At 59.5% G+C, this 18,605-nt stretch carries 19 protein-coding genes; 12 read left to right on the top strand and 7 right to left on the bottom strand.

Annotated features, from left to right (window positions below; genetic code table 11):
• The first annotated feature begins 61 nt into the window (after positions 1 to 61).
• Genes gspG through RHM62_RS03120 form a run of 12 tightly spaced genes read left to right on the top strand, consistent with a single transcriptional unit; the run spans position 62 to position 11,270 of the window.
• Positions 62 to 526: a type II secretion system major pseudopilin GspG gene (gene gspG, locus RHM62_RS03065; protein WP_322124113.1), complete on the top strand. Its 465-nt coding sequence runs from the start codon at positions 62 to 64 to the stop codon at positions 524 to 526.
• Between the two features lie 9 nt (positions 527 to 535).
• On the top strand, positions 536 to 1,021 hold the full coding sequence (locus tag RHM62_RS03070; protein ID WP_322124114.1) for a GspH/FimT family pseudopilin: 486 nt from the start codon (positions 536 to 538) through the stop codon (positions 1,019 to 1,021).
• 6 nt (positions 1,022 to 1,027) lie between these two features.
• A complete protein-coding gene (gene gspI, locus RHM62_RS03075) occupies positions 1,028 to 1,408 on the top strand; it encodes a type II secretion system minor pseudopilin GspI (protein WP_322124115.1) in 381 nt (126 codons plus the stop codon).
• Entirely contained in the window at positions 1,401 to 2,060 is a 660-nt protein-coding gene (locus tag RHM62_RS03080) for a PulJ/GspJ family protein (RefSeq protein ID WP_322124116.1), read from the top strand. The genes gspI and RHM62_RS03080 overlap by 8 nt, the downstream gene beginning before the upstream one ends.
• Positions 2,057 to 3,070, top strand: coding sequence for a type II secretion system minor pseudopilin GspK (gene gspK / locus RHM62_RS03085; protein WP_322124117.1), 1,014 nt, complete (start codon positions 2,057 to 2,059; stop codon positions 3,068 to 3,070). Before RHM62_RS03080 ends, gspK begins: the two co-directional genes overlap by 4 nt.
• Before the next feature lie 17 nt (positions 3,071 to 3,087).
• Positions 3,088 to 4,338 carry a type II secretion system protein GspL gene (gene gspL, locus RHM62_RS03090; protein ID WP_322124118.1) on the top strand — a complete coding sequence of 417 codons (1,251 nt, stop codon included), beginning with the start codon at positions 3,088 to 3,090 and terminating at the stop codon, positions 4,336 to 4,338.
• Complete coding sequence (gene gspM / locus RHM62_RS03095; RefSeq protein WP_322124119.1) at positions 4,335 to 4,880, top strand: type II secretion system protein GspM; 546 nt, start codon at positions 4,335 to 4,337, stop codon at positions 4,878 to 4,880. Before gspL ends, gspM begins: the two co-directional genes overlap by 4 nt.
• A 52-nt stretch (positions 4,881 to 4,932) precedes the next feature.
• Complete coding sequence (locus tag RHM62_RS03100) at positions 4,933 to 5,667, top strand: type II secretion system protein N (RefSeq protein ID WP_322124120.1); 735 nt, start codon at positions 4,933 to 4,935, stop codon at positions 5,665 to 5,667.
• 14 nt (positions 5,668 to 5,681) lie between these two features.
• Positions 5,682 to 7,862: a type II secretion system secretin GspD gene (gene gspD, locus RHM62_RS03105; RefSeq protein WP_322124121.1), complete on the top strand. Its 2,181-nt coding sequence runs from the start codon at positions 5,682 to 5,684 to the stop codon at positions 7,860 to 7,862.
• Between the two features lie 20 nt (positions 7,863 to 7,882).
• Positions 7,883 to 9,307 carry a type II secretion system ATPase GspE gene (gene gspE, locus RHM62_RS03110; RefSeq protein ID WP_323581567.1) on the top strand — a complete coding sequence of 475 codons (1,425 nt, stop codon included), beginning with the start codon at positions 7,883 to 7,885 and terminating at the stop codon, positions 9,305 to 9,307.
• Positions 9,308 to 9,310: 3 nt separating this feature from the next.
• Complete coding sequence (gspF, locus tag RHM62_RS03115; RefSeq protein WP_322124122.1) at positions 9,311 to 10,531, top strand: type II secretion system inner membrane protein GspF; 1,221 nt, start codon at positions 9,311 to 9,313, stop codon at positions 10,529 to 10,531.
• A gap of 55 nt (positions 10,532 to 10,586) precedes the next feature.
• Positions 10,587 to 11,270: a hypothetical protein gene (locus tag RHM62_RS03120; RefSeq protein WP_322124123.1), complete on the top strand. Its 684-nt coding sequence runs from the start codon at positions 10,587 to 10,589 to the stop codon at positions 11,268 to 11,270.
• Between the two features lie 18 nt (positions 11,271 to 11,288).
• On the opposite strand, the gene hslU is transcribed toward RHM62_RS03120, so the two are convergent.
• The 7 genes from hslU to RHM62_RS03155 all read right to left on the bottom strand — a co-directional run bounded on the left by hslU (position 11,289) and on the right by RHM62_RS03155 (position 18,462).
• Positions 11,289 to 12,629, bottom strand: coding sequence for an ATP-dependent protease ATPase subunit HslU (gene hslU / locus RHM62_RS03125; protein WP_322125300.1), 1,341 nt, complete (start codon positions 12,627 to 12,629; stop codon positions 11,289 to 11,291).
• A gap of 17 nt (positions 12,630 to 12,646) precedes the next feature.
• On the bottom strand, positions 12,647 to 13,183 hold the full coding sequence (hslV, locus tag RHM62_RS03130) for an ATP-dependent protease subunit HslV (protein WP_322124124.1): 537 nt from the start codon (positions 13,181 to 13,183) through the stop codon (positions 12,647 to 12,649).
• A gap of 114 nt (positions 13,184 to 13,297) precedes the next feature.
• Positions 13,298 to 14,341, bottom strand: a complete 1,044-nt coding sequence (locus RHM62_RS03135) for an STAS domain-containing protein (RefSeq protein WP_322124125.1) — start codon at positions 14,339 to 14,341, stop codon at positions 13,298 to 13,300.
• A gap of 564 nt (positions 14,342 to 14,905) precedes the next feature.
• A complete protein-coding gene (gene dksA, locus RHM62_RS03140; protein ID WP_322125301.1) occupies positions 14,906 to 15,310 on the bottom strand; it encodes an RNA polymerase-binding protein DksA in 405 nt (134 codons plus the stop codon).
• Positions 15,311 to 15,651: 341 nt separating this feature from the next.
• Entirely contained in the window at positions 15,652 to 16,677 is a 1,026-nt protein-coding gene (locus tag RHM62_RS03145; RefSeq protein WP_322124126.1) for a GTP-binding protein, read from the bottom strand.
• A 144-nt stretch (positions 16,678 to 16,821) separates the two neighbouring features.
• On the bottom strand, positions 16,822 to 17,778 hold the full coding sequence (locus RHM62_RS03150; RefSeq protein WP_322124127.1) for a tyrosine recombinase XerC: 957 nt from the start codon (positions 17,776 to 17,778) through the stop codon (positions 16,822 to 16,824).
• Between the two features lie 15 nt (positions 17,779 to 17,793).
• Positions 17,794 to 18,462 (bottom strand): DUF484 family protein, encoded by a 669-nt coding sequence (locus RHM62_RS03155; RefSeq protein ID WP_322124128.1) that lies wholly within the window; start codon positions 18,460 to 18,462, stop codon positions 17,794 to 17,796.
• Positions 18,463 to 18,605: the final 143 nt, after the last annotated feature.

An 18,605-nucleotide genomic window follows, 5' to 3' on the forward strand; every position in this document is an offset into this window, starting at 1 on the left:
GCGGTGCCGTTTGCCTTTCCCTTATACTCAAGCCGATTCCATCATCCAACTCTTCATTCCTATGACTACTGTCTTTCCTGTTGCTCGCCGTCGTACTCTTCGCGCCGCTGTTGCACGCGGGTTCACCCTGATCGAAATCATGGTCGTCGTCGTTATTATGGGCATTCTCGCCGCGCTGGTGGTGCCCAAGCTGATGGGGCGTACCGACGACGCCCGCGTCACTGCCGCCCGCCAGGATATTGCCACCGTGATGCAGGCGCTGAAGCTCTACAAACTCGATAACCAGCGCTACCCGACCACCGAGCAAGGCTTGTCCGCACTGGTGATCAAGCCGACCAGCGGCCCCGACGCACGTGGCTGGAAAACCGGTGGCTACATCGACAAGCTGCCAAAAGACCCATGGGGCAATCCCTACCAGTACCTGTCACCCGGCATCAAGGGCGAAGTCGACGTATTGTCGTTTGGTGCCGATGGCCAGAGCGGCGGGACCGGTAATGATGCCGATATCGGTTCCTGGGATCTGTAACCCATCCCCATGCCGAGCTCCAGCCGTTTCGTCCGTCGCCCGTCGCGTGGTTTTACGCTGCTGGAATTGCTGGTCGTCATGGTCATTGCCGGCGTGATGCTGGGTGTCGTGTCGTTCAATGCGATGCCCAGCGCGCGCCAGGTTCTGGAAACCGACGCCAGGCGTATCGCCTTGCTGCTGCAACTGGCCCGCGACGAAGCGATCGTACGCAACAGTCCGGTGGCGTTCGAAGCCGATGCCGGGCGCTATCGTTTCCTGGTGCGCACCAACAACGTCTGGCAGCCGATCGAAAAAGACGATCTGCTGCGCGAGAGGGCTTTCCAGCGTGCGCCGTTGACCTTGCTGATCAATCCGCCGCTGGCACCTGTCAGCGGTCCGATGCGTATCGTGTTCGGCCGTGAACCGGTCGACAAGCCGTTCGTTTTGACGTTGGCGACCGATGAGGCACGGGTAGATATCCGTGCCGACGGTATCGGCCACTTCGTGGTGGAGTGACGGCGCATGTATCCATACCGTTCCCGTTCCTGCTCCACTGGTTTTACGCTGCTTGAAGTACTGGTCGCACTGGTCATCGTCGGCACGGCGCTCGGTGCCAGCTTGCGCGCGGTCGGCAGCCTGACCCAGAACAGCAACGACTTGCGCGCTGCCATGATGGCGACCTGGTCGGCAGAAAACCGGCTCACTGAAATCCGCCTCGCTCGCAGCTATCCAGCGTTGGGTAAAACGGCGTTCGAATGTCCGCAGGCAGAAATGCGACTGGTCTGCGAGCAGGAAGTGCTGTCGACACCAAACGTCAATTTTCGCCGGGTCGAAGTCAGTGTCTACGATGCCCGTTCGCCGACCCGGCGCATCATCAAACTCAATCAGCTTGTCAGTGTTTAAGCATTCGCACCCGACCCGGCACCGGCAGCGTGGCTTCACGCTGGTCGAACTGCTGGTCGCCATCACCATCCTGGGTGTCATCGCCGTGCTCGGCTGGCGTGGCCTCGACAGCATCGTACGCGCCCGTGTCGCGCTGACCAGCGACCTCGAACAAACGCGCGGCATGCAACTGGCGTTTGCCCAGATGCAAAGCGATTGCGGCCTGATTGCCGATGCCGTGGTGCTTGGCGACCGGCCCAATTTGCTGTCGGACCAGGGGCGCTTGCTGCTGGTGCGCAAGGTCTATGCAGAAAACCAGCCGACCCGGTTGCAAGTCATCGCTTATCGCTTGCGCCAGGGCGCGCTGATGCGCAGCGAATCCGCTGCCACCCGTGACCTCGATCAGCTCGATCAGTTCTGGCAAGCCGCCAGCGCCGACACCGATAGCGGCAGCAGCGTGACCCTCAAGACCGGCGTCGATGCGATGACCATCAAGTCGTGGGACGGCAATGCCTGGAACATGGTGCAGCCGGCTGCCGCGGCAACCAACGTCGTCACGACCGTGCCTGGCGCAGTAGCGCCGCCGGCCATCATGAAGGGCTTGCAGGTCACCTTGCAGCTCAATGAACAGCAAGTCCTGCTGGTCAAGGCCTTCCTGCTGGGGGCCGTATGAAAAATACCTGCCGTCTGCAGCGGCAACGCGGCGTTGCCGTGATCACCGCACTGTTGCTGACCACGCTTGCCGTCACCATCGTGGCCAGTCTGTTCTGGCAGCAGCAAGTGCAGGTGCGCTCGATCGAAAACCAGCGCACCCAGTTACAAAAGCAATGGATTTTACGCGGCGCGCTCGACTGGTCGCGCCTGATCCTGCGCTCGGATACCAATCAGGTCGATTACCTCGGCGATCCGTGGGCGATCCCGCTGGAAGAAGTCCGCCTCGACGAATTTGTCGAAAATGGCAAGCAGGATGCCGACGCCAGCAGTGCCATGCTGTCCGGCTACATCGTCGATGCGCAATCGCGCCTGAATGTGAATGCGCTGGTCCGCAATGGCGGCGCGCTCAGCCCGCCCGATGTGACGGCTTTTGCGAAATTGCTCAACAGCCTGCGGATTCCCTCGGCCAATGCACTGACCAATGCGACAGTGAGTTACCTGTTGACGGCTCGCCAGCCGCAAACCACGGTGGTGCCCACCAGCGGATCAACCACCACCACGCCGGGCAGCACGACCAGCACCAACAACACTTCGCAGTCCCAAGCCGTCGCGCACATGATGCCGCTGACCCAGCTCGACGACTTGCTGGCGATACCGGGTTTTACCGAAGAGACGCTGCTCAAGCTCAAGGACTACGTGATTGTCCTGCCGTTTAGCGATAGCAAGATCAATGTCAATACGGCCACTGCCGAAGTCTTGTCTGCTGTGATTCCGGGACTGGGGCTGTCCGATGCTGCCACGCTGGTGGCCAGTCGCGAGCGAGCCTATTTCAAGGATGCGGCAGATTTCACTAATCGGCTACCCGCAACCAACGCGGCGCGCGCAACCAGCGCGGTGTCGCTCGATGTCAAAACCGAGTACTTCCTTGTCAACGGCAAAGTGAAGCTCAATAATGCGGTACTGGAAATCCAGTCGCTGGTGCAGCGGCGCGGGTCGGTAGTCACGGTCCTCTGGACCCGAGAAACCTAAAAAGCGAACGGAACCTCTTGAGCACACTCTACATTCGCCTGTTATCGAAAGCCGCCGCCGACTGCCTCGACGAGCCCGGTCAGCTGGGCTGCGCGTTTGCGCTGGTCGCCGACGGCGGCAGCATCGAGCGCGAAGGCGCCGCCGTGCTGGCCGATCTGCGCCCCGTCATTGCCCAGTCCCAGCGTGTGACGCTGTTGCTGGCCGCCAGTGACGTGACCTTGTTGCGCATCCGTGTGCCACCGTTGTCGGCGGCAAGGCTGCGCACCGCGCTACCCAACATGCTCGAAGAAAAACTGATGACCGATCCGGCCGAATGCGTCATCGTCGCCGGCGGCACTGCAGATGGCTTACGCACCGTCGCGGTCGTGCAGCGCGCCTGGCTGGAACGGCTGGTGCACCTTTTTACCGGGCTCGGTGCCCGGCACCTCAGCGCATTGCCAGCGCAGTTGTGCGTTCCGCATCAGGCGGGTGTCGTATCTGCCGTGATTGTCGAACATGCCGCTGACCTGGAACTGGTGATCCGGCTCAATGAGCAGGACGGTCTTGGGATTGCCGTCTTGCCCGATCAGGCCGCCAGCGCGTTGCAGGAAACTTTGCAAACGCTGTGCGCGGTGGTGCCGCAAGCGCCGATCGCCTTGTATCTCACGCCATCCAGCGTGCCGGCTTGCCAGGCTTTGCTGGAGGACGGCCAGCATGAGCGCATCACGCTCTTTGCCGACAACTGGTTGCGCTGGGTCACGGCTGCCCGCGGCGTCACGCTGAACCTGATGAACGGACTGGGTGTGGCCGGGGGCAGCGGCCTGAACTGGCAGCCATGGCGCTGGGCCATCGGCCTGGCTGCGGTCGCTTTGCTGGTCAACGTGACCGCGCTCAATGTCGAGTGGTTACGCATGAAGCGCGAAGCCAACGGGCTGCAAGGCAGCATGATCCAGACCTACAAGACCGCCTATCCGAAAGAGACCGCCATCATCGATCCGGTCGTCCAGATGCGCCAGAAAATCGCCGCTGGCCAGCGCGCCTCCGGCCAGGCGGCGCCGGATGATTTCACCAGCCTGCTGGCTGCGTTCAGCGAGGCCTGGAACAGCGTCATGCAAGGCAATCAGTCGCTGGTGATTGCCGGCATCGAATACCACGACCGTGGTTTGCTGATCAAGCTCAAGCCCGACGCGCAGCCACCGCTGGACCAGATCAAGGCGGCGCTGACGCAGCGTCAGCTCAGCCTGTCGCAACAAAATGCCGGTGTCTGGCAGATCAGGAGCAGTAAATGAGCAACGCAAGCATGTCGGCCAATTTGCGCGCCAGTATCCGCAGCGCACGCGATTCGGCGGCCGCTTTCTGGAACGACCGCAGTGCGCAGGAGCGTAAGCAATTGCTGGTTATCGGTAGCGTGATCCTGCTGGCCTTGGTGTACCTGCTGCTGATCGATCCGGCCTTGTCGGGCCGCGCCCAATTGCGCAAGAGCCTCCCGGAGTTGCGCCAGAAAGCCGCCGTGATGCAGCAACTGGCGCGTGATGCGGTAGCGCTGTCGTCCATCGTCGCGCCACCGCCGCCGGTGCTCTCGAAGGAAGGCATGGAAACCTCGCTCGCCACGCGCGGTCTGAAGTCGCAAAGTGTTGTCGTGACCGATGACGTGGTGCGCATCCAGCTGTCATCGGTATCGTTTGCGGCGCTGGTCGACTGGCTCGGCGAGGTGCAAAAAACCGTCCGGCTGTCAGTCATCGACACCAGCATCACCGCCCAATCGGCCAGCGATACGGTCAATGCCACGCTGACCTTGCGCCAGCAGAAGAGCGAGAGCCGCAGTGAGTGAGCAGCCGCGGCGCTGGCCGCGTGTCGTACTATGGTTGCTCGCGGCAATGTTGATGGTGATCCTCACGGTGCTGGTATTTTGTCCGGTCAGCTGGATGGCGCTACTGCTCGAAAAACAGACTGCCGGTCGCCTGACGCTGGGCGATCCGCAAGGTTCACTGTGGCGCGGCTCTGCTTTTATCGGCGGGGCAGCGGGTAATAACGAACCGGTGACGGCGTTGTTGCCGGGCCGGTTTTCATGGCAGTTATCGCCGCTGGTACTGGTAGGACGGGTTGACCTGACGCTGGAGAATCCGGCGGCACTGACCAGTCCGGTACAGGTCACCGGCAGCTGGAACGCCTGGACCGTCAGTCCGGCCGTGCTGACCTTGCCGGCAGAGCGACTCGCCGGTCTGGGCGCGCCGCTCAACACGGTGCAACCCTCCGGCGTGATGCAGCTATCGTGGGGGCCACTGGAACTGGCGCGCAATGGTCCGCAAGTCGAACTGACCGGTAGCACGACGCTGAACTTGCGTGATGTTGCCTCGCGGATGTCGCCGGTGCGACCGTTGGGCAGTTACACCGTACAGATGGACTGGCAAGGCAGCAAAGCCAGTCTGCAACTGAAGACCCGGCGCGGACCACTGCTGCTTTCTGGCGATGGTTCACTTACCAACGGCCGATTGCAGTTTTCAGGCATCGCAGAAGCTGAAGCCGGCCACCAGGACAAGCTGTCCAATCTACTCAATTTGCTGGGTCGGCACCGTCGAGACGGTGATCGCGACGTTATCGCGTTAGAGTTCAAATAATGGAAAATACCCTCGTGCACACATACCACTCCGCTCCCCCTATCCTGCCAAGATGGCGCCGGATCAGCGCCGCCGTCCTGCTTTTGTGCGCAGTGGCCGGTATCCCCCAACCGCTGCTGGCCGCCGATCCGCCTGCCGGCTCTGCCGTGATGAACTTCGTTGGTGCCGATATCGAGTCGGTGATCAAGGCGGTCGGGCAGTACACCAGCATGACCTTTATTATCGATCCGCGCGTCAAGGGCACCATCAGTCTGGTATCCGAAAAGCCGGTGACGAAGGCACAAGCCTTCAGCCTGCTGACGTCGGCGCTGCGCTTGCAGGGCTATGCGGTGGTGATCGGCGAGGATTTCGCCAAGGTCGTACCGGAAGCCGATGCCAAACTGCAGGCCGGTCCGTCGCAGGGACTCAGCGTCAAGGGCGACCAGATTGCAACGCAGATATTCCGGCTCAATTACGAATCGGCAGCCAATCTGGTGACGGTACTGCGGCCGCTGATTTCGCCGAACAATACGATCAATGCCAACCCCGGCAACAACTCCCTGGTGATCACCGATTACGCCGACAACCTGCGTCGCCTCGGCAAGATCGTCGCCGCGCTTGATGCGCCGGCCAGTGGCGATGTCGATATCGTGCCGATCCGTTATGCGATCGCCAGCGACCTCGCGCAAATCGTCTCGCGCCTGCTCGACGCCGGCACCACGCCGGGTGTCGCCGATGGTGGCAAGGTTAGTGTGCTCGCCGACAGCCGCACTAACTCGCTGATCATTCGCGCACCGTCGCAGGGGCGCGCCAATCTGGCCAAATCGCTCATTGCCCGTCTCGATCAGCCAACTGCGCAACCGGGCAACGTGCATGTGGTCTACCTGCGCAATGCCGATGCAACCAAGCTCGCGCAAACCTTGCGCTCGGTGATGACCAACGACACGTCGGTGCAGCAGCAATCGCAATCGCAGCAGCAGTCACAACAGCAGCAAGGGTTCGGCCAGAGCCAGGGCCAGGGCCAGGGTGGCAGCACGACCGGTAGCAGCCTGCAGCCACTGCAACAAAGCAATTCACTGTCGAACCAGCCATCTTCCGGCGGTAGCGGTGGCGGTGCCGCTGGTTTCATCCAGGCGGACGCCACCACCAACACGCTGATCATCACCGCCAGCGAAGCGGTCTATCGCAATTTGCGCGTCGTCATCGACCAGCTCGATGTGCGTCGCGCACAGGTCTACATCGAATCGCTGATCGTCGAAGTCTCGGCCAAGAAAGCTGCCGAGTTCGGGATTCAGTGGCTCGGGCTGAGCGGTAATTCGACCAGCAACTACCGGGTCGGTGCCGCCAGCACGTTTTCGACCGATAACATCGCCGGTCTTGCTGCTGCCTCCAAGGCGGGGACGGTTCCTGCGGTCGGTGCCGGCCTGACCCTGGGTGTTTTCCGCCAGATTAACGGCGCGCTCGGCCTGGGCGCATTGGCCCGGGCACTCGAATCGGACGATGGCACCAACATTCTGTCGATGCCGAACCTGATTACGCTGGACAACGAAGAAGCCCGCATCATCGTCGGCCAGAATGTCCCGTTCATTACCGGGCAGTACACGACCCAGGCATCGGGCGGCGGCAGCGGCGTCAATCCGTTCCAGACCGTCGAGCGCAAGGACGTCGGTTTGCAGCTGCGCGTGCGGCCACAGATTTCCGAGGGCGGCACGGTAAAGATGGCGATTTATCAGGAAACCTCGGCCGTGCAGAGTTCCACCAACACCGCCGGCATCATCACCAGCAAGCGCTCGATTGATACCAATGTGCTGGTCGATGATGGCCAGATCGTGGTGCTAGGCGGACTGATCGAAGACACGCTTGAAGATGGCAACGAGCGCGTGCCGGGTCTCGGCGATTTGCCGGTGGTCGGCAACCTGTTCAAGTACCAGAAACGCAATCGCACCAAGACCAACCTGATGGTGTTCCTGCGCCCGACCATCATCCGCAGCAACGAGCAAAGCCTGAGTCTGTCGGGCGACCGCTACGACCTGATGCGCAAGGTCCAGCAGCAATCCCAGCCGGCCGAGTCGGCCGTATTGCCGAACATGATGACGCCGACCTTGCCGCTGATGGACAACGGCTTGCCGGGTGGCGGCAATCTGGTGCGGCCGATTGCGCCGGCACAGGGTTTGCCACCGAAGGTGACGCCTGATCCGGCACCGATCCAGAACTAACCCGAGTCCAACGAGCAGCCATGATAGATGCACGACTTTTGCCTTACGCTTTTGCCCGCGACTTTGCGTTGCTGGCCCATCGCCAGTCGCCCGATAGTGCCGTCGAGGTCTGGGTGTCTGATGCCACCCAGGCCACGGCGGTGGCCGAGGTCAGCCGGCGCTTTGGCCGCATCAAGTTGCGCACGATGCCGCACGGCGAACTCGAGGACGCGATTGCCCGGGCCTATGCCGGTTCCGGTGGCGACGCCGCACAAGTGATCGATGAGTACGAGTCCGACCTCGATCTCAACAAGCTGATGCTGGACATGCCCGCAGTCGAAGACTTGCTCGAATCAGCCGACGATGCGCCGGTGATCCGGATGATCAATGCGCTGCTGACACAGGCGCTGCGCGAAGGCGCATCCGATATTCATATCGAGCCCTTCGAGCAGATTTCAGTGGTGCGCTTTCGTATCGACGGCACGCTGCGCGATGTCGTGCGTCCCAAGAAAGCCATCCATGCTTCGCTGATTTCGCGCATCAAGATCATGGCCCAGCTCGATATTGCCGAAAAGCGTTTGCCGCAGGATGGCCGGATCACGCTGCGGGTGGGCGGCAAGCCGGTCGACGTGCGCGTCTCGACCTTGCCGACCGGTCATGGCGAACGCGCGGTATTGCGCTTGCTGGACAAGGAAGCCGGCCGCCTTGACCTCGAACATCTGGGCATGAGCGACGCGGTGATGCCGCAGTTCGACGCGCTGATCAGCCAGCCGCACGGCATCGTGCTAGTGACCGGTCCGACCGGTTCCGGCAAAACCACCACGCTGTATGCGGCGCTGTCGATGCTCAATGTCTCGACCACCAACATCCTGACGGTCGAAGACCCGATCGAGTACGAACTGGCCGGAGTGGGCCAGACCCAGGTCAATCAGCGTATCGACATGACGTTTGCCAAGGCGCTACGGGCGATCCTGCGGCAGGATCCGGACGTCATCATGATCGGCGAAATCCGTGATCTTGAAACCGCGCAGATCGCGGTGCAGGCATCGCTCACGGGGCATCTGGTGCTGGCGACCTTGCATACCAATGATTCGGCGGCGGCCGTGACGCGCTTGCTCGATATGGGAATCGAACCTTTCCTGCTGTCGTCATCGCTGCTGGGCGTGGTCGCGCAACGGCTGGTGCGCAAGCTGTGCACCGAATGCCGTGTGTTCGATGGCACTTACTGGCAGGCGGCGGGTTGCGATAAATGCGGCCAGACCGGATATCAGGGGCGGGTCGGTGTCTACGAACTGTTGCGCACCACCGAAGCAATCCGGGCCCAGATCCACAACCAGGCTTCCGAAGCCGACATCCGTAATGCGGCCCAGCGCGATGGCATGCGCACCATGCGCGAAGATGGCGAGCGCTGGCTCGCCAACGGCGTCACCACGCAGGCAGAATTGCTGCGCGTCACCAAGGATTAACGCGTGCCGGCATTTCGCTACGAAGCTGTCGACGACGACGGCAAAACCAAAAAAGGCGTGCTCAACGCCGATAGTGCCCGTGCGGCCAGAGCCGATCTGCGCAGCCAGGGCATGACGCCGATTACGGTCGGGGCAATTGCATCGCAGGTCGATGCCTCCGGCCAGACCAAGGCGCGCAGCTTTGGCGATAAATTGTCGACCAATGAACTGGCCTTGTTCACGCGTCAGCTGGCCAGCCTGCTTGAAGCCAGCTTGCCGTTGGAGCAAGCGTTTTCGGCCTTGCTGGAGCAAGCCGAACGGACGTATTTGCGCGACCTGATCGCTTCGATCCGCTCGGAAGTCATGGGCGGATCGTCACTGTCGGATGCGCTGTCCCATCATCCGCGCGACTTCGCCGACATCTACCGCGCGCTGGTCGCCTCCGGCGAGCAGATCGGCCAACTGGCCAAGGTGCTGTCACGGCTGGCCGATTACATCGAGCGCCGCAATGCGCTGGTCCAGAAGGTCAAGCTGGCTTTTACCTATCCGGCCATTGTCACCGTGGTGGCGTTCGCCATCGTGATTTTTCTATTGACTTATGTGGTGCCGCAGATCGTCTCGGTATTCGCCAATACCAAGCAGAAATTGCCGCTACTGACGGTGCTGATGCTGGCGGTGTCGGACTTCGTGCGCAACTATGGCTGGATGGTGCTCGTCGTAGCGATCGCATTTGGTTTCGCCTGGCGCACGGCACTGAAAAATCCCGAGATCAAGCTGCGCTGGCATACCTGGCTGCTGACGGCGCCGCTGTACGGCAAGTTCGAGCGCAGCCTCAACACTGCCCGGTTTGCCAGCACGCTGGCAATCACCACAGGTTCCGGCGTACCGATCCTGCGCGCCTTGCAGACCAGTCGGGATACGCTGTCGAATGTCGCGATGCGATTGCAGGTCGAAGAGGCCGCCAACAGCGTGCGCGAAGGTGTCGGGCTGGCGCGCGCGTTGTCGGCACACAAGCACTTTCCGCCGATGCTGATCCACATGATCCGTGCAGGCGAAATCACCGGTGAATTGCCGGCGATGCTGGAGCGCGCATCGAACGCTCAGGAGCAGGATCTGGAACGACGCGCCCTCACTATTGCCGGCCTGCTGGAACCGGCGCTGATCCTGGCGATGGGCGTGGTAGTTCTGCTGATTGTGCTGGCGGTACTGATGCCTATTATTGAAATTAACCAGCTGGTGAGGTAATGATGACGACTCGAACAACTCCCGTAGGCAGTTGGCTGCATCTGGAAGGAATCGCATGAAGCGCATGCCGCTAGTCGCCAGTTTTTTCCTGTTCATGGCACTGTGCGCGTCCGCTACGTACTGGACGCTGCAATTCATGAAGCCGCCGCAACGACCGATGGTCGCCGTGGCACAAACCAATCAGGGAGATGCGTCGCTGGAAGTAGCCGCCGGCCTGTTCGGCGGACGTGCTGCGAAGGTGGCACTGGCCAGTAATTTCCAGCTCAAAGGCGTGGTGGTTGCCGGCAATGCCAGCGAGAGCGTCGCCATCCTGGTCGCTGATGGCAAACCGCCGCTGGCCAGTCGTGTCGACAGCGAGGTCATTCCCGGAGTCGTCGTCAAGGAAGTCCATCCCCGCTACGTGCTGCTTTCCGAAGGCGGTATCGTCAAGCGGGTCGAGTTGCAGGAAAGCGGCAAGACGTCGATGCAGCAGGTGAACCTGTCCACCGTGCCACCGCCGTTGATGATGCAGCCGATCGCCCAGCAACCGCCGGCACGGGCTGCGCCAGCGATGCCGGCAACCCTGGTGACGCCGACCGACCAGCAAGCATTGCCTGTCATGCCGCCACCGCAAGTAGAGCAGGAAACCGACACGCCACCGAATGTCCCGCCCGGCATGTCACCGAATGCCGGTGGTAGCGTGCCGAATCAGGGTAACGGCGCGATGCGCGCCCGGCCCGAGCCGGGTCGCCCCAATTAGGTCATCATCCCGTGCCAACTACAGCACGTAGCGCGACAAGTCCTCGTTGACCGCCAGCGCACCCAGGCGCTCGTCGACGTACGGTGCCGTGATATTGACGGTCTCGCCATTGCGCTCTGTCGCGTTGAACGACATGTCTTCGAGTAATTTTTCCATCACCGTGTACAGGCGGCGTGCGCCGATGTTTTCGGTTTTTTCATTGACCGAATAGGCAATCTCGGCGAGCCGGCGTATGCCGTCGTCACTGAAGGTGATGGTCATGTTCTCGGTTGCCAGCAAGGCTTGATATTGTCGGGTCAGGCAGGCATCGGTGCCGGTCAGAATGCGCTCGAAGTCGGCGATCGACAGGGACTCAAGCTCGACCCGGATCGGAAAACGTCCCTGCAATTCCGGTATCAGGTCGGACGGTTTTGCCAGATGAAACGCGCCCGATGCAATGAACAGAATATGGTCCGTGCGGATCATGCCGTACTTGGTATTGACTGTGGTGCCTTCGACCAGCGGTAGCAGATCGCGCTGCACGCCGGCCCGCGAGACTTCGGCACCGCCGGTTTCGGAGCGGCTGGCGATTTTGTCGATTTCATCGAGGAACACGATACCGTTCTGTTCGACATTGGTGATGGCCTTTTGCTTGAGCTCGTCTTCATTGAGCAGCTTGCCGGCTTCTTCTTCGACCAGCAACTTGAGCGCTTCCTTGACCTTGACCTTGCGCTTTTTTTTGCGATTGTTGCTGACGCCGGAGAACATCGTCTTGATCTGTTCGGTCATTTCTTCCATGCCGGGCGGCGCCATGATATCCATCTGCGGTCCACTATCGTTGACCTCGATTTCGATCTCGTGCTCGTCGAGTGAACCTTCGCGCAAGCGTTTGCGAAAGGTCTGTCGGGTCGTGCTGCCGGCCGCCGGTGTACCGTCGCTCGCTATCGGCTGGATGCCGAAGTCGCGTGCGGGCGGCACCAGGATATCGATGATCCGGTCTTCGGCCGCATCGCCGGCACGCTCACGTACCTTGCGCATTTCGGATTCGCGGGTCTGCTTGATGCCGATGTCGATCAGGTCGCGGATGATGGTGTCGACGTCGCGTCCGACATAGCCGACTTCGGTAAATTTGGTGGCTTCGATCTTGATGAACGGGGCATCAGCCAGGCGTGCGAGGCGACGCGCAATTTCGGTTTTGCCTACGCCGGTCGGTCCGATCATCAGGATGTTTTTCGGCGTAATTTCGTGGCGCAGCGGTTCGCCTACTTGCTGCCGGCGCCAGCGGTTACGCAGCGCGATAGCGACAGCACGCTTGGCGTTGGCCTGGCCAACCACGTGCTTATCGAGTTCGGTCACGATTTCTTGTGGAGTCATATTCATCAGCGTATGGGTCGGTGTCATTCCAGCGTCTCGATCGTATGGGAAAGATTGGTATAGATACACAGTTCGCCGGCAATCGTCAGCGATTTCCGGACAATTTCGGCGGGCGACAATTCGGTATTTTCTTGCAATGCCTTGGCCGCGGATTGGGCAAACGCACCGCCCGAGCCGATCGCACCGATGCCATCCTCCGGCTCCAGCACGTCGCCGTTGCCGGTGATGACCAGCGTGGTTTCATGGTCGGCGACCAGCAGCATCGCTTCGAGGCGGCGCAACATGCGGTCGGTGCGCCAATTCTTGGCTAGTTCGACCGAGGCCCGCATCAGGTTGCCCTGGTATTTTTCAAGTTTGGCTTCGAACAGTTCGATCAGCGTGAATGCGTCGGCTGTGCCACCGGCGAATCCTGCCAGGACCTTGCCGTTATAGAGCTTGCGCACTTTGCGCGCAGTACCCTTCATGACGATATTGCCGAGCGTGACCTGACCGTCCCCGCCGAGTGCTACGAGCTTGCCGCGTCGTACCGACAGGATGGTCGTGCCGTGAAATTGTTCCATGTCACCCTTTCAAAAGTCGTCTGCAGTGACCGGTTGCTGATGAACCAGATCACGGCGCTAGACAAAGAAATGGGGTTGGGATGGTCGATTGCAAGCCGGAGTCGGCCGCGGTGGTTATTCTTTGCGCGGAATGATGCGGGCGATTTCGCGCAAGCCCATGACATTGAACAATGCGGTGACCAATTGATTGACGTTATGCAATTCGATGATGCGGTCGTTTTTTACCAGCGGTGCGAGGCAACTCAGCAACTGGCCTGCTGCACTGAAATCGACCCGGGCGAGATGCTTGCAATCGATGATGGCAGGATTGTGCCGGGCGGCATACAGGGTAATTTCATTGATCAGATCAGACTTGCCATCGACCAGAGTGGGCATCAGAAAGACATTTTCCGGTATCCGGGCCGGATTAGCGGGCGCGACGGGCAAGGCGGGCGGAGCAATAAAGGCCGGTGGCGAGACTTCGAACAGCACACAGTAATCGATACTGGTGTCTTCGAAATCCTGTTGCCGGTTCTGCAACTGCAGTAGTTCCAGTAGTAACAGCCAGGCTGCTTCGGTGTCTTCGCGCAGACCTGTTTCACAGAGCGCACGCACCCGGTCTGATAGTTCGCTGGCATGGATCAGTGCGACGGAATTACCTGCCTGTTGCAATTGCTTCAGGGTTTCAAGCAACATCGTGCAACCCTCGCGGGTGATGGTGCCGACGCTGGTGAAGTCGAGTTGCAGGATGGAATTGCTGGTGCTCAGCTTACGGACACGGTCGAGTTGCTTCAGGATGGACGCATCCAGATCTCCGGACAGGGCGAAGATGGCGCTGAAGGGCAGCATGGTAGTACTCGACACAGGCTCGTCCTGTGTCGAAGCCATCCAGGTCGGTGGTGAGCGTTCGAATTTGCTGGCGTAATCTGCAGCAAGCTTTTCGAAGACGGCCTGCCGGCCGGTAATTTGGTACAAATCGAACAGCATGGCCCAGACCGTGCGGGACGCTTCGCCGATCTGGTCGTCTTCGATGGCGTCTAGCAGCATACTTTCAACGATCTCGTTTTGATCATTAGCAAAGAGAATTGCGGCTTCGTCGATAATCGGCGCGGTTTCGGATAAGGCTAGTTCTATTTTGTGTAAGCCCACGTCTCCGCCCAGCAGGAAATCGGTCGACATGACTAGGCCCGGCAGGGTGTCGGGGAATTGCTCCGCTGTGGCTCGCTCAGAATGCTTGCGGTCGCCCGCCTGGCTGGATCCGCCAGGCTTCGCTGGGGTCTGCGTGGGTACGCTGCGTGCTGCCGGCGCGATCCCTGGCGGGCGTGTCAGCTCATACGACATTTCAGTTTCGATGGCGTCGATTTTCAGTGCAGTTTTGCGTGCGGCGTCGCGTTGCACGCCTTGGGAGCTGGCAATACGTTCGGCTGAAATGGCGGAATCTACCGGTACAACGCGATCGTTTCTCTGTCGACGGGGCGCGTCAATTTCCGAGATCGGAGAAACATCTCGTCGATTTTTTTTGCCTAGAAATGAAAAAAACCCCACGGCATTCCTGAAAGTTTGACTGGTTGTGGCGAGCTATAAAAGTACGCACTTGAGTATTGAGCAGTCTGCTTTTGTCCGGCATGACGTCTCCCTTACTGCGCGCCTCTTCCTTGTGTTGTTGTAGCTACATGTCCTTACGGCCCTTCCGGCATTGACTGATGCATTTGCCGGAACGGGGATGCTTCAGGCGTTAATGACTTAATCGCCGTACAACTTTTGCTTCAATTCGCGCCGCTGCTGGGCTTCCAGCGATAGCGTCGCTGTTGGTCTGGCCAGCAGCCGCGGGATACCGATTGGTTCACCGGTTTCTTCGCACCAGCCATATTCGCCGCTATCGATGATGCCGATAGATTGCTGTACTTTTTTCAGTAGTTTGCGTTCACGGTCACGCGTCCGTAATTCCAGTGCATGTTCTTCTTCGATAGTTGCACGGTCGGCAGGATCCGGTACCAGCACGGTTTCACGCAGATGCTCTGTGGTTTCGCCAGCATTTTTCAGGAGGTCTTTTTCGAGTTGCTGCAAACGGGCTTTGAAAAACGCCAGCTGCGCTTCGTTCATGTAGTCTTTCTCGCCCATCTTGAGCAATTGCTCTTCGGTCAGCAAGGCACCGTCGGAGGACGCGGAAGAAGTTGTTTTGGTTGTCTTGGTTGCCACTTCGGTTACTTTCGAGACTGCAGTTCGTTGGATATTACCCTCAAATCCGCCGCTGGCATTGTTGATGCGCAGAGGTATGCCGGATCGGGGTGCTTTGGCTCTGAAGCGCTCTGTTACAACTAACTGGAAGATCAGGACGATGCAGCATATGGACGGGAAAATATCATGGCACTAAATTCATGATTTTTTGTCCGGTTATTACCGCTCACATCACCTCTGGCCGGCCTCTGTAGCATCTGATACGGACTCGAATGCCGACAGCTATTTCTGGCGCGACTGTCTTATGGAGTTTATACCAAACACTGTTCCAGTCCGTGAATAAAAATTTCTTCCGGTAAGTTTTTGCCGATAAAAACCAGCTTGCTTTCCCGTTTTTCTGTCTCTCCCCAGCGTGCGCCGACATCGCTCCCCATGATTTGATGTACGCCCTGAAACAACACCTTCCGGTCCGCGCCATCCATCACCAGCACGCCCTTGTAGCGCAACATGCGTGGACCATAGACCTGCACGATGCCGCCAAGGAAGTCGTCGAGTCGTGCCGTATCGAAAGCGCGCAAGCTTTTGAAGACGAAGGCCTTGATGTCGTCGGTGTGGCCCGGGTGATGGTGGTCGTGTCCTGCATGGTCGTCACAATCGTGGTCGTGGTTATGATCTTCTTCCTGACTCAGGAACGCCGGATCGATATCAAGCTTGTCGTTAAGGTTAAAGCCGCGGATATCGAGAATGTCGGCGATCGGGGTGAGTCCGAAGGCGCTGTTGCCAATGGCCGCGCGCGGATTGATTCGACGGATACGTGCGGTCAATTGCTGCATCGCGTCTTCAGTGACGAGATCGCTTTTTGAAATCAGGATGCGGTCGGCAAAGCCGATCTGGCGTTGTGCTTCCTCGTGCTCGTCGAGCTGTCCCATCGCGTGCTTGGCATCAACGACCGTGATCACGGCGTCGAGCACGTACTGGCTGGCAACGGCATCATCAATAAAGAAAGTTTGTGCGACCGGACCGGGATTGGCCAGTCCGGTTGTTTCGATGACCAGCCGGTCGAATTGCAGTTCGCCCGCATCGCGACGTGCGGCCAGTGCGGTCAGGCCGACAATCAAGTCACCGCGCACCGTGCAACAAATGCAGCCGTTGTTCATCTCGATGATCTGTTCGGAGCTGTCCTGAACCAGAATCTCATTGTCGATATTTTCCGGGCCGAATTCGTTTTCAATGACGGCAATACGAAAGCCATGCGGCTCTTGCAGGATGCGATTGAGCAGCGTGGTTTTGCCGGCACCAAGAAACCCGGTCAGGATGGTCGTAGGAATAAGAGCCATGAATTAGTTCTGTGCGCGGCGGCATTGGATGGATATGGGCTTTGATATGGAGCCATTCTTAAAATTTCCAATGGTCGATCCGCGCATTCTTGTGAGCTTCGGCATCACCGGAGCAATCGGGGTGTCGGGATCGCCGATATGACGTCAGGATTTTTTCCTGGCACGGGGATGGGCGGCATCATAAACCTGCGCCAGCCGCTGGAAATCCAGTGCCGTATAAATTTGTGTTGAGGTAATTGAGGCATGTCCCAGCATCTCCTGGACGGCTCGCAAATCGCCGGAGGACTGCAAGACATGCGACGCAAACGAGTGGCGCAACACGTGCGGATGCACGTTGACCGGGATACCGACACGCGTGGCGTGCGCTTTCAGGCGCAGCTGGATTAGTCTGACCGAGATCCGGGCGCCGCGGGTATTCAGGAACAGTGCATCAGGGTCTGCGTTCGATACCGACGGCCGTATGGCGAGCCAGCTTTCTATGGCTAACAGCGCGGCGCGCCCGACCGGAACGCTGCGCATCTTGTTACCCTTGCCGGTCACAACGACTTCCGCGCCTGCAAGATCGATCCACCCGACGGATTGATAGTCGACATTCCTTGTATGGCGCACGTCCAGTCCTGCCAGTTCGGATACCCGCAAGCCACTCGAATACAGCAACTCGAACATTGCGTGATCGCAACTGCGTTGCACCGCTTGCTCGATATTAAGCGTCGTGTCTGCAGAAACCAGACGCACTGCATCATCGGTGGACAGTGCTTTTGGCAGCGGCGTACCGCGTCGGGGGGCCTTCACGCCGTCGACCGGATTGACACGCACTACATCCTGTTCGGCGAGCCAGCTAAAGAATCCGCGCCAGGCGGACAGTTTGCGGGCGATCGAGCGCGGATCGAGACCCCGCGCATGCAATTGCGACGCGAACCGGCGTACCTGCTGTTGCGTGAGATCTGTCAACGTCGGCCCGGGTACCAGTGTTGCCGCCATAGCCAAGAGTTCTGCCAGGTCCCATCGGTAATGACTGATAGTCAATGGTGCCAGATGCCGCAGATTTTTCAGCGCATCCAGGTAGGTAATGATCTGCTTTTCCGACGTGGCGTTATCCATTCCGAATGCGCGATCTTATTCAAGAAGACAGGTCAGTGCCGCGCTGGAAGTGTTGCCGATCTGCACCAGAAAGTCGGTTGCCATGTCTGCCGTAAAACGCTGTGGATCTGCGGAGCCGAGCACCAGCATGCCAAATACCCCCGACGCGGCACCGGATTGCAATGGCAACATCGCAATCGACTGAACGGCAGGGAGTTCATCGAACCAGCTCGCCGCTTCATAGGCGTCATTCCTGCCGCAGAACGGCACATGCAGGCTATTGGCAAACAGACGGGCGTCCTCCGATACCGGCGCGGCAAACCAAGTGTGGGAAAAGTCGGGCGCGGCTTGCCAGATACGTAGCGCTGCGTGTGGTACCGAGAAGTTGGTCTTCAGTCCGTCAATCAGCACATGTGGCAAGTCCACATCGTTGCGTGCCAGCAGCAAGGCGCGCGTCCATTGCTGGAACTTCTCGGCAATCGCGTGATTTTCCTGCGCGAGGCGCGTCAGTTCGGCGAGCCGCATCTCCATGGTTTTGACTTTTTGCCGGAGCACTTCCATTTGCCGTTCCTGCAACGACAGCGTGCGCCCGCCCAATGCACTGCTCAATTTGATTTTTCCCAGCAGTTCGGCGTGTTCTTCAAAAAACTGAGGCGTCTGTTCAAGGTATTCGGCGATGGCGCCTGCGTCCAGTTTGGATGTCATGGGATAGCGTTCTTATGAAAATCTCGCGGCGCCTCTACTCGTCGCGTCGAGCGGAAGGGCGCTTGCAAAAAGGTAGCTGAATTTTAACCGACAACCGCTGACCAAACTTGTGAGTTGATTTAATGCAATGAGTGCAGCACTAC

The sequence above is a fragment of the Actimicrobium sp. CCC2.4 genome (genome assembly GCF_034347385.1).
Classification (GTDB): Bacteria; Pseudomonadota; Gammaproteobacteria; order Burkholderiales; family Burkholderiaceae_D; genus Actimicrobium.

Bases quoted from the DNA above. Each gene is read 5' to 3' on its own strand.
- hslV (WP_322124124.1), bottom strand. From the start codon at position 13,183: ATGGAACAATTTCACGGCACGACCATCCTGTCGGTACGACGCGGCAAG.
- RHM62_RS03150 (WP_322124127.1), bottom strand. From the start codon at position 17,778: ATGGATAACGCCACGTCGGAAAAGCAGATCATTACCTACCTGGATGCG.
- gspE (WP_323581567.1), top strand. From the start codon at position 7,883: ATGATAGATGCACGACTTTTGCCTTACGCTTTTGCCCGCGACTTTGCG.
- RHM62_RS03135 (WP_322124125.1), bottom strand. From the start codon at position 14,341: ATGTCGACCGATTTCCTGCTGGGCGGAGACGTGGGCTTACACAAAATA.
- RHM62_RS03145 (WP_322124126.1), bottom strand. From the start codon at position 16,677: ATGGCTCTTATTCCTACGACCATCCTGACCGGGTTTCTTGGTGCCGGC.
- RHM62_RS03155 (WP_322124128.1), bottom strand. From the start codon at position 18,462: ATGACATCCAAACTGGACGCAGGCGCCATCGCCGAATACCTTGAACAG.
- gspG (WP_322124113.1), top strand. From the start codon at position 62: ATGACTACTGTCTTTCCTGTTGCTCGCCGTCGTACTCTTCGCGCCGCT.
- RHM62_RS03070 (WP_322124114.1), top strand. From the start codon at position 536: ATGCCGAGCTCCAGCCGTTTCGTCCGTCGCCCGTCGCGTGGTTTTACG.
- gspI (WP_322124115.1), top strand. From the start codon at position 1,028: ATGTATCCATACCGTTCCCGTTCCTGCTCCACTGGTTTTACGCTGCTT.
- hslU (WP_322125300.1), bottom strand. From the start codon at position 12,629: ATGAATATGACTCCACAAGAAATCGTGACCGAACTCGATAAGCACGTG.
- RHM62_RS03120 (WP_322124123.1), top strand. From the start codon at position 10,587: ATGAAGCGCATGCCGCTAGTCGCCAGTTTTTTCCTGTTCATGGCACTG.
- RHM62_RS03100 (WP_322124120.1), top strand. From the start codon at position 4,933: ATGGTGATCCTCACGGTGCTGGTATTTTGTCCGGTCAGCTGGATGGCG.
- gspK (WP_322124117.1), top strand. From the start codon at position 2,057: ATGAAAAATACCTGCCGTCTGCAGCGGCAACGCGGCGTTGCCGTGATC.
- gspM (WP_322124119.1), top strand. From the start codon at position 4,335: ATGAGCAACGCAAGCATGTCGGCCAATTTGCGCGCCAGTATCCGCAGC.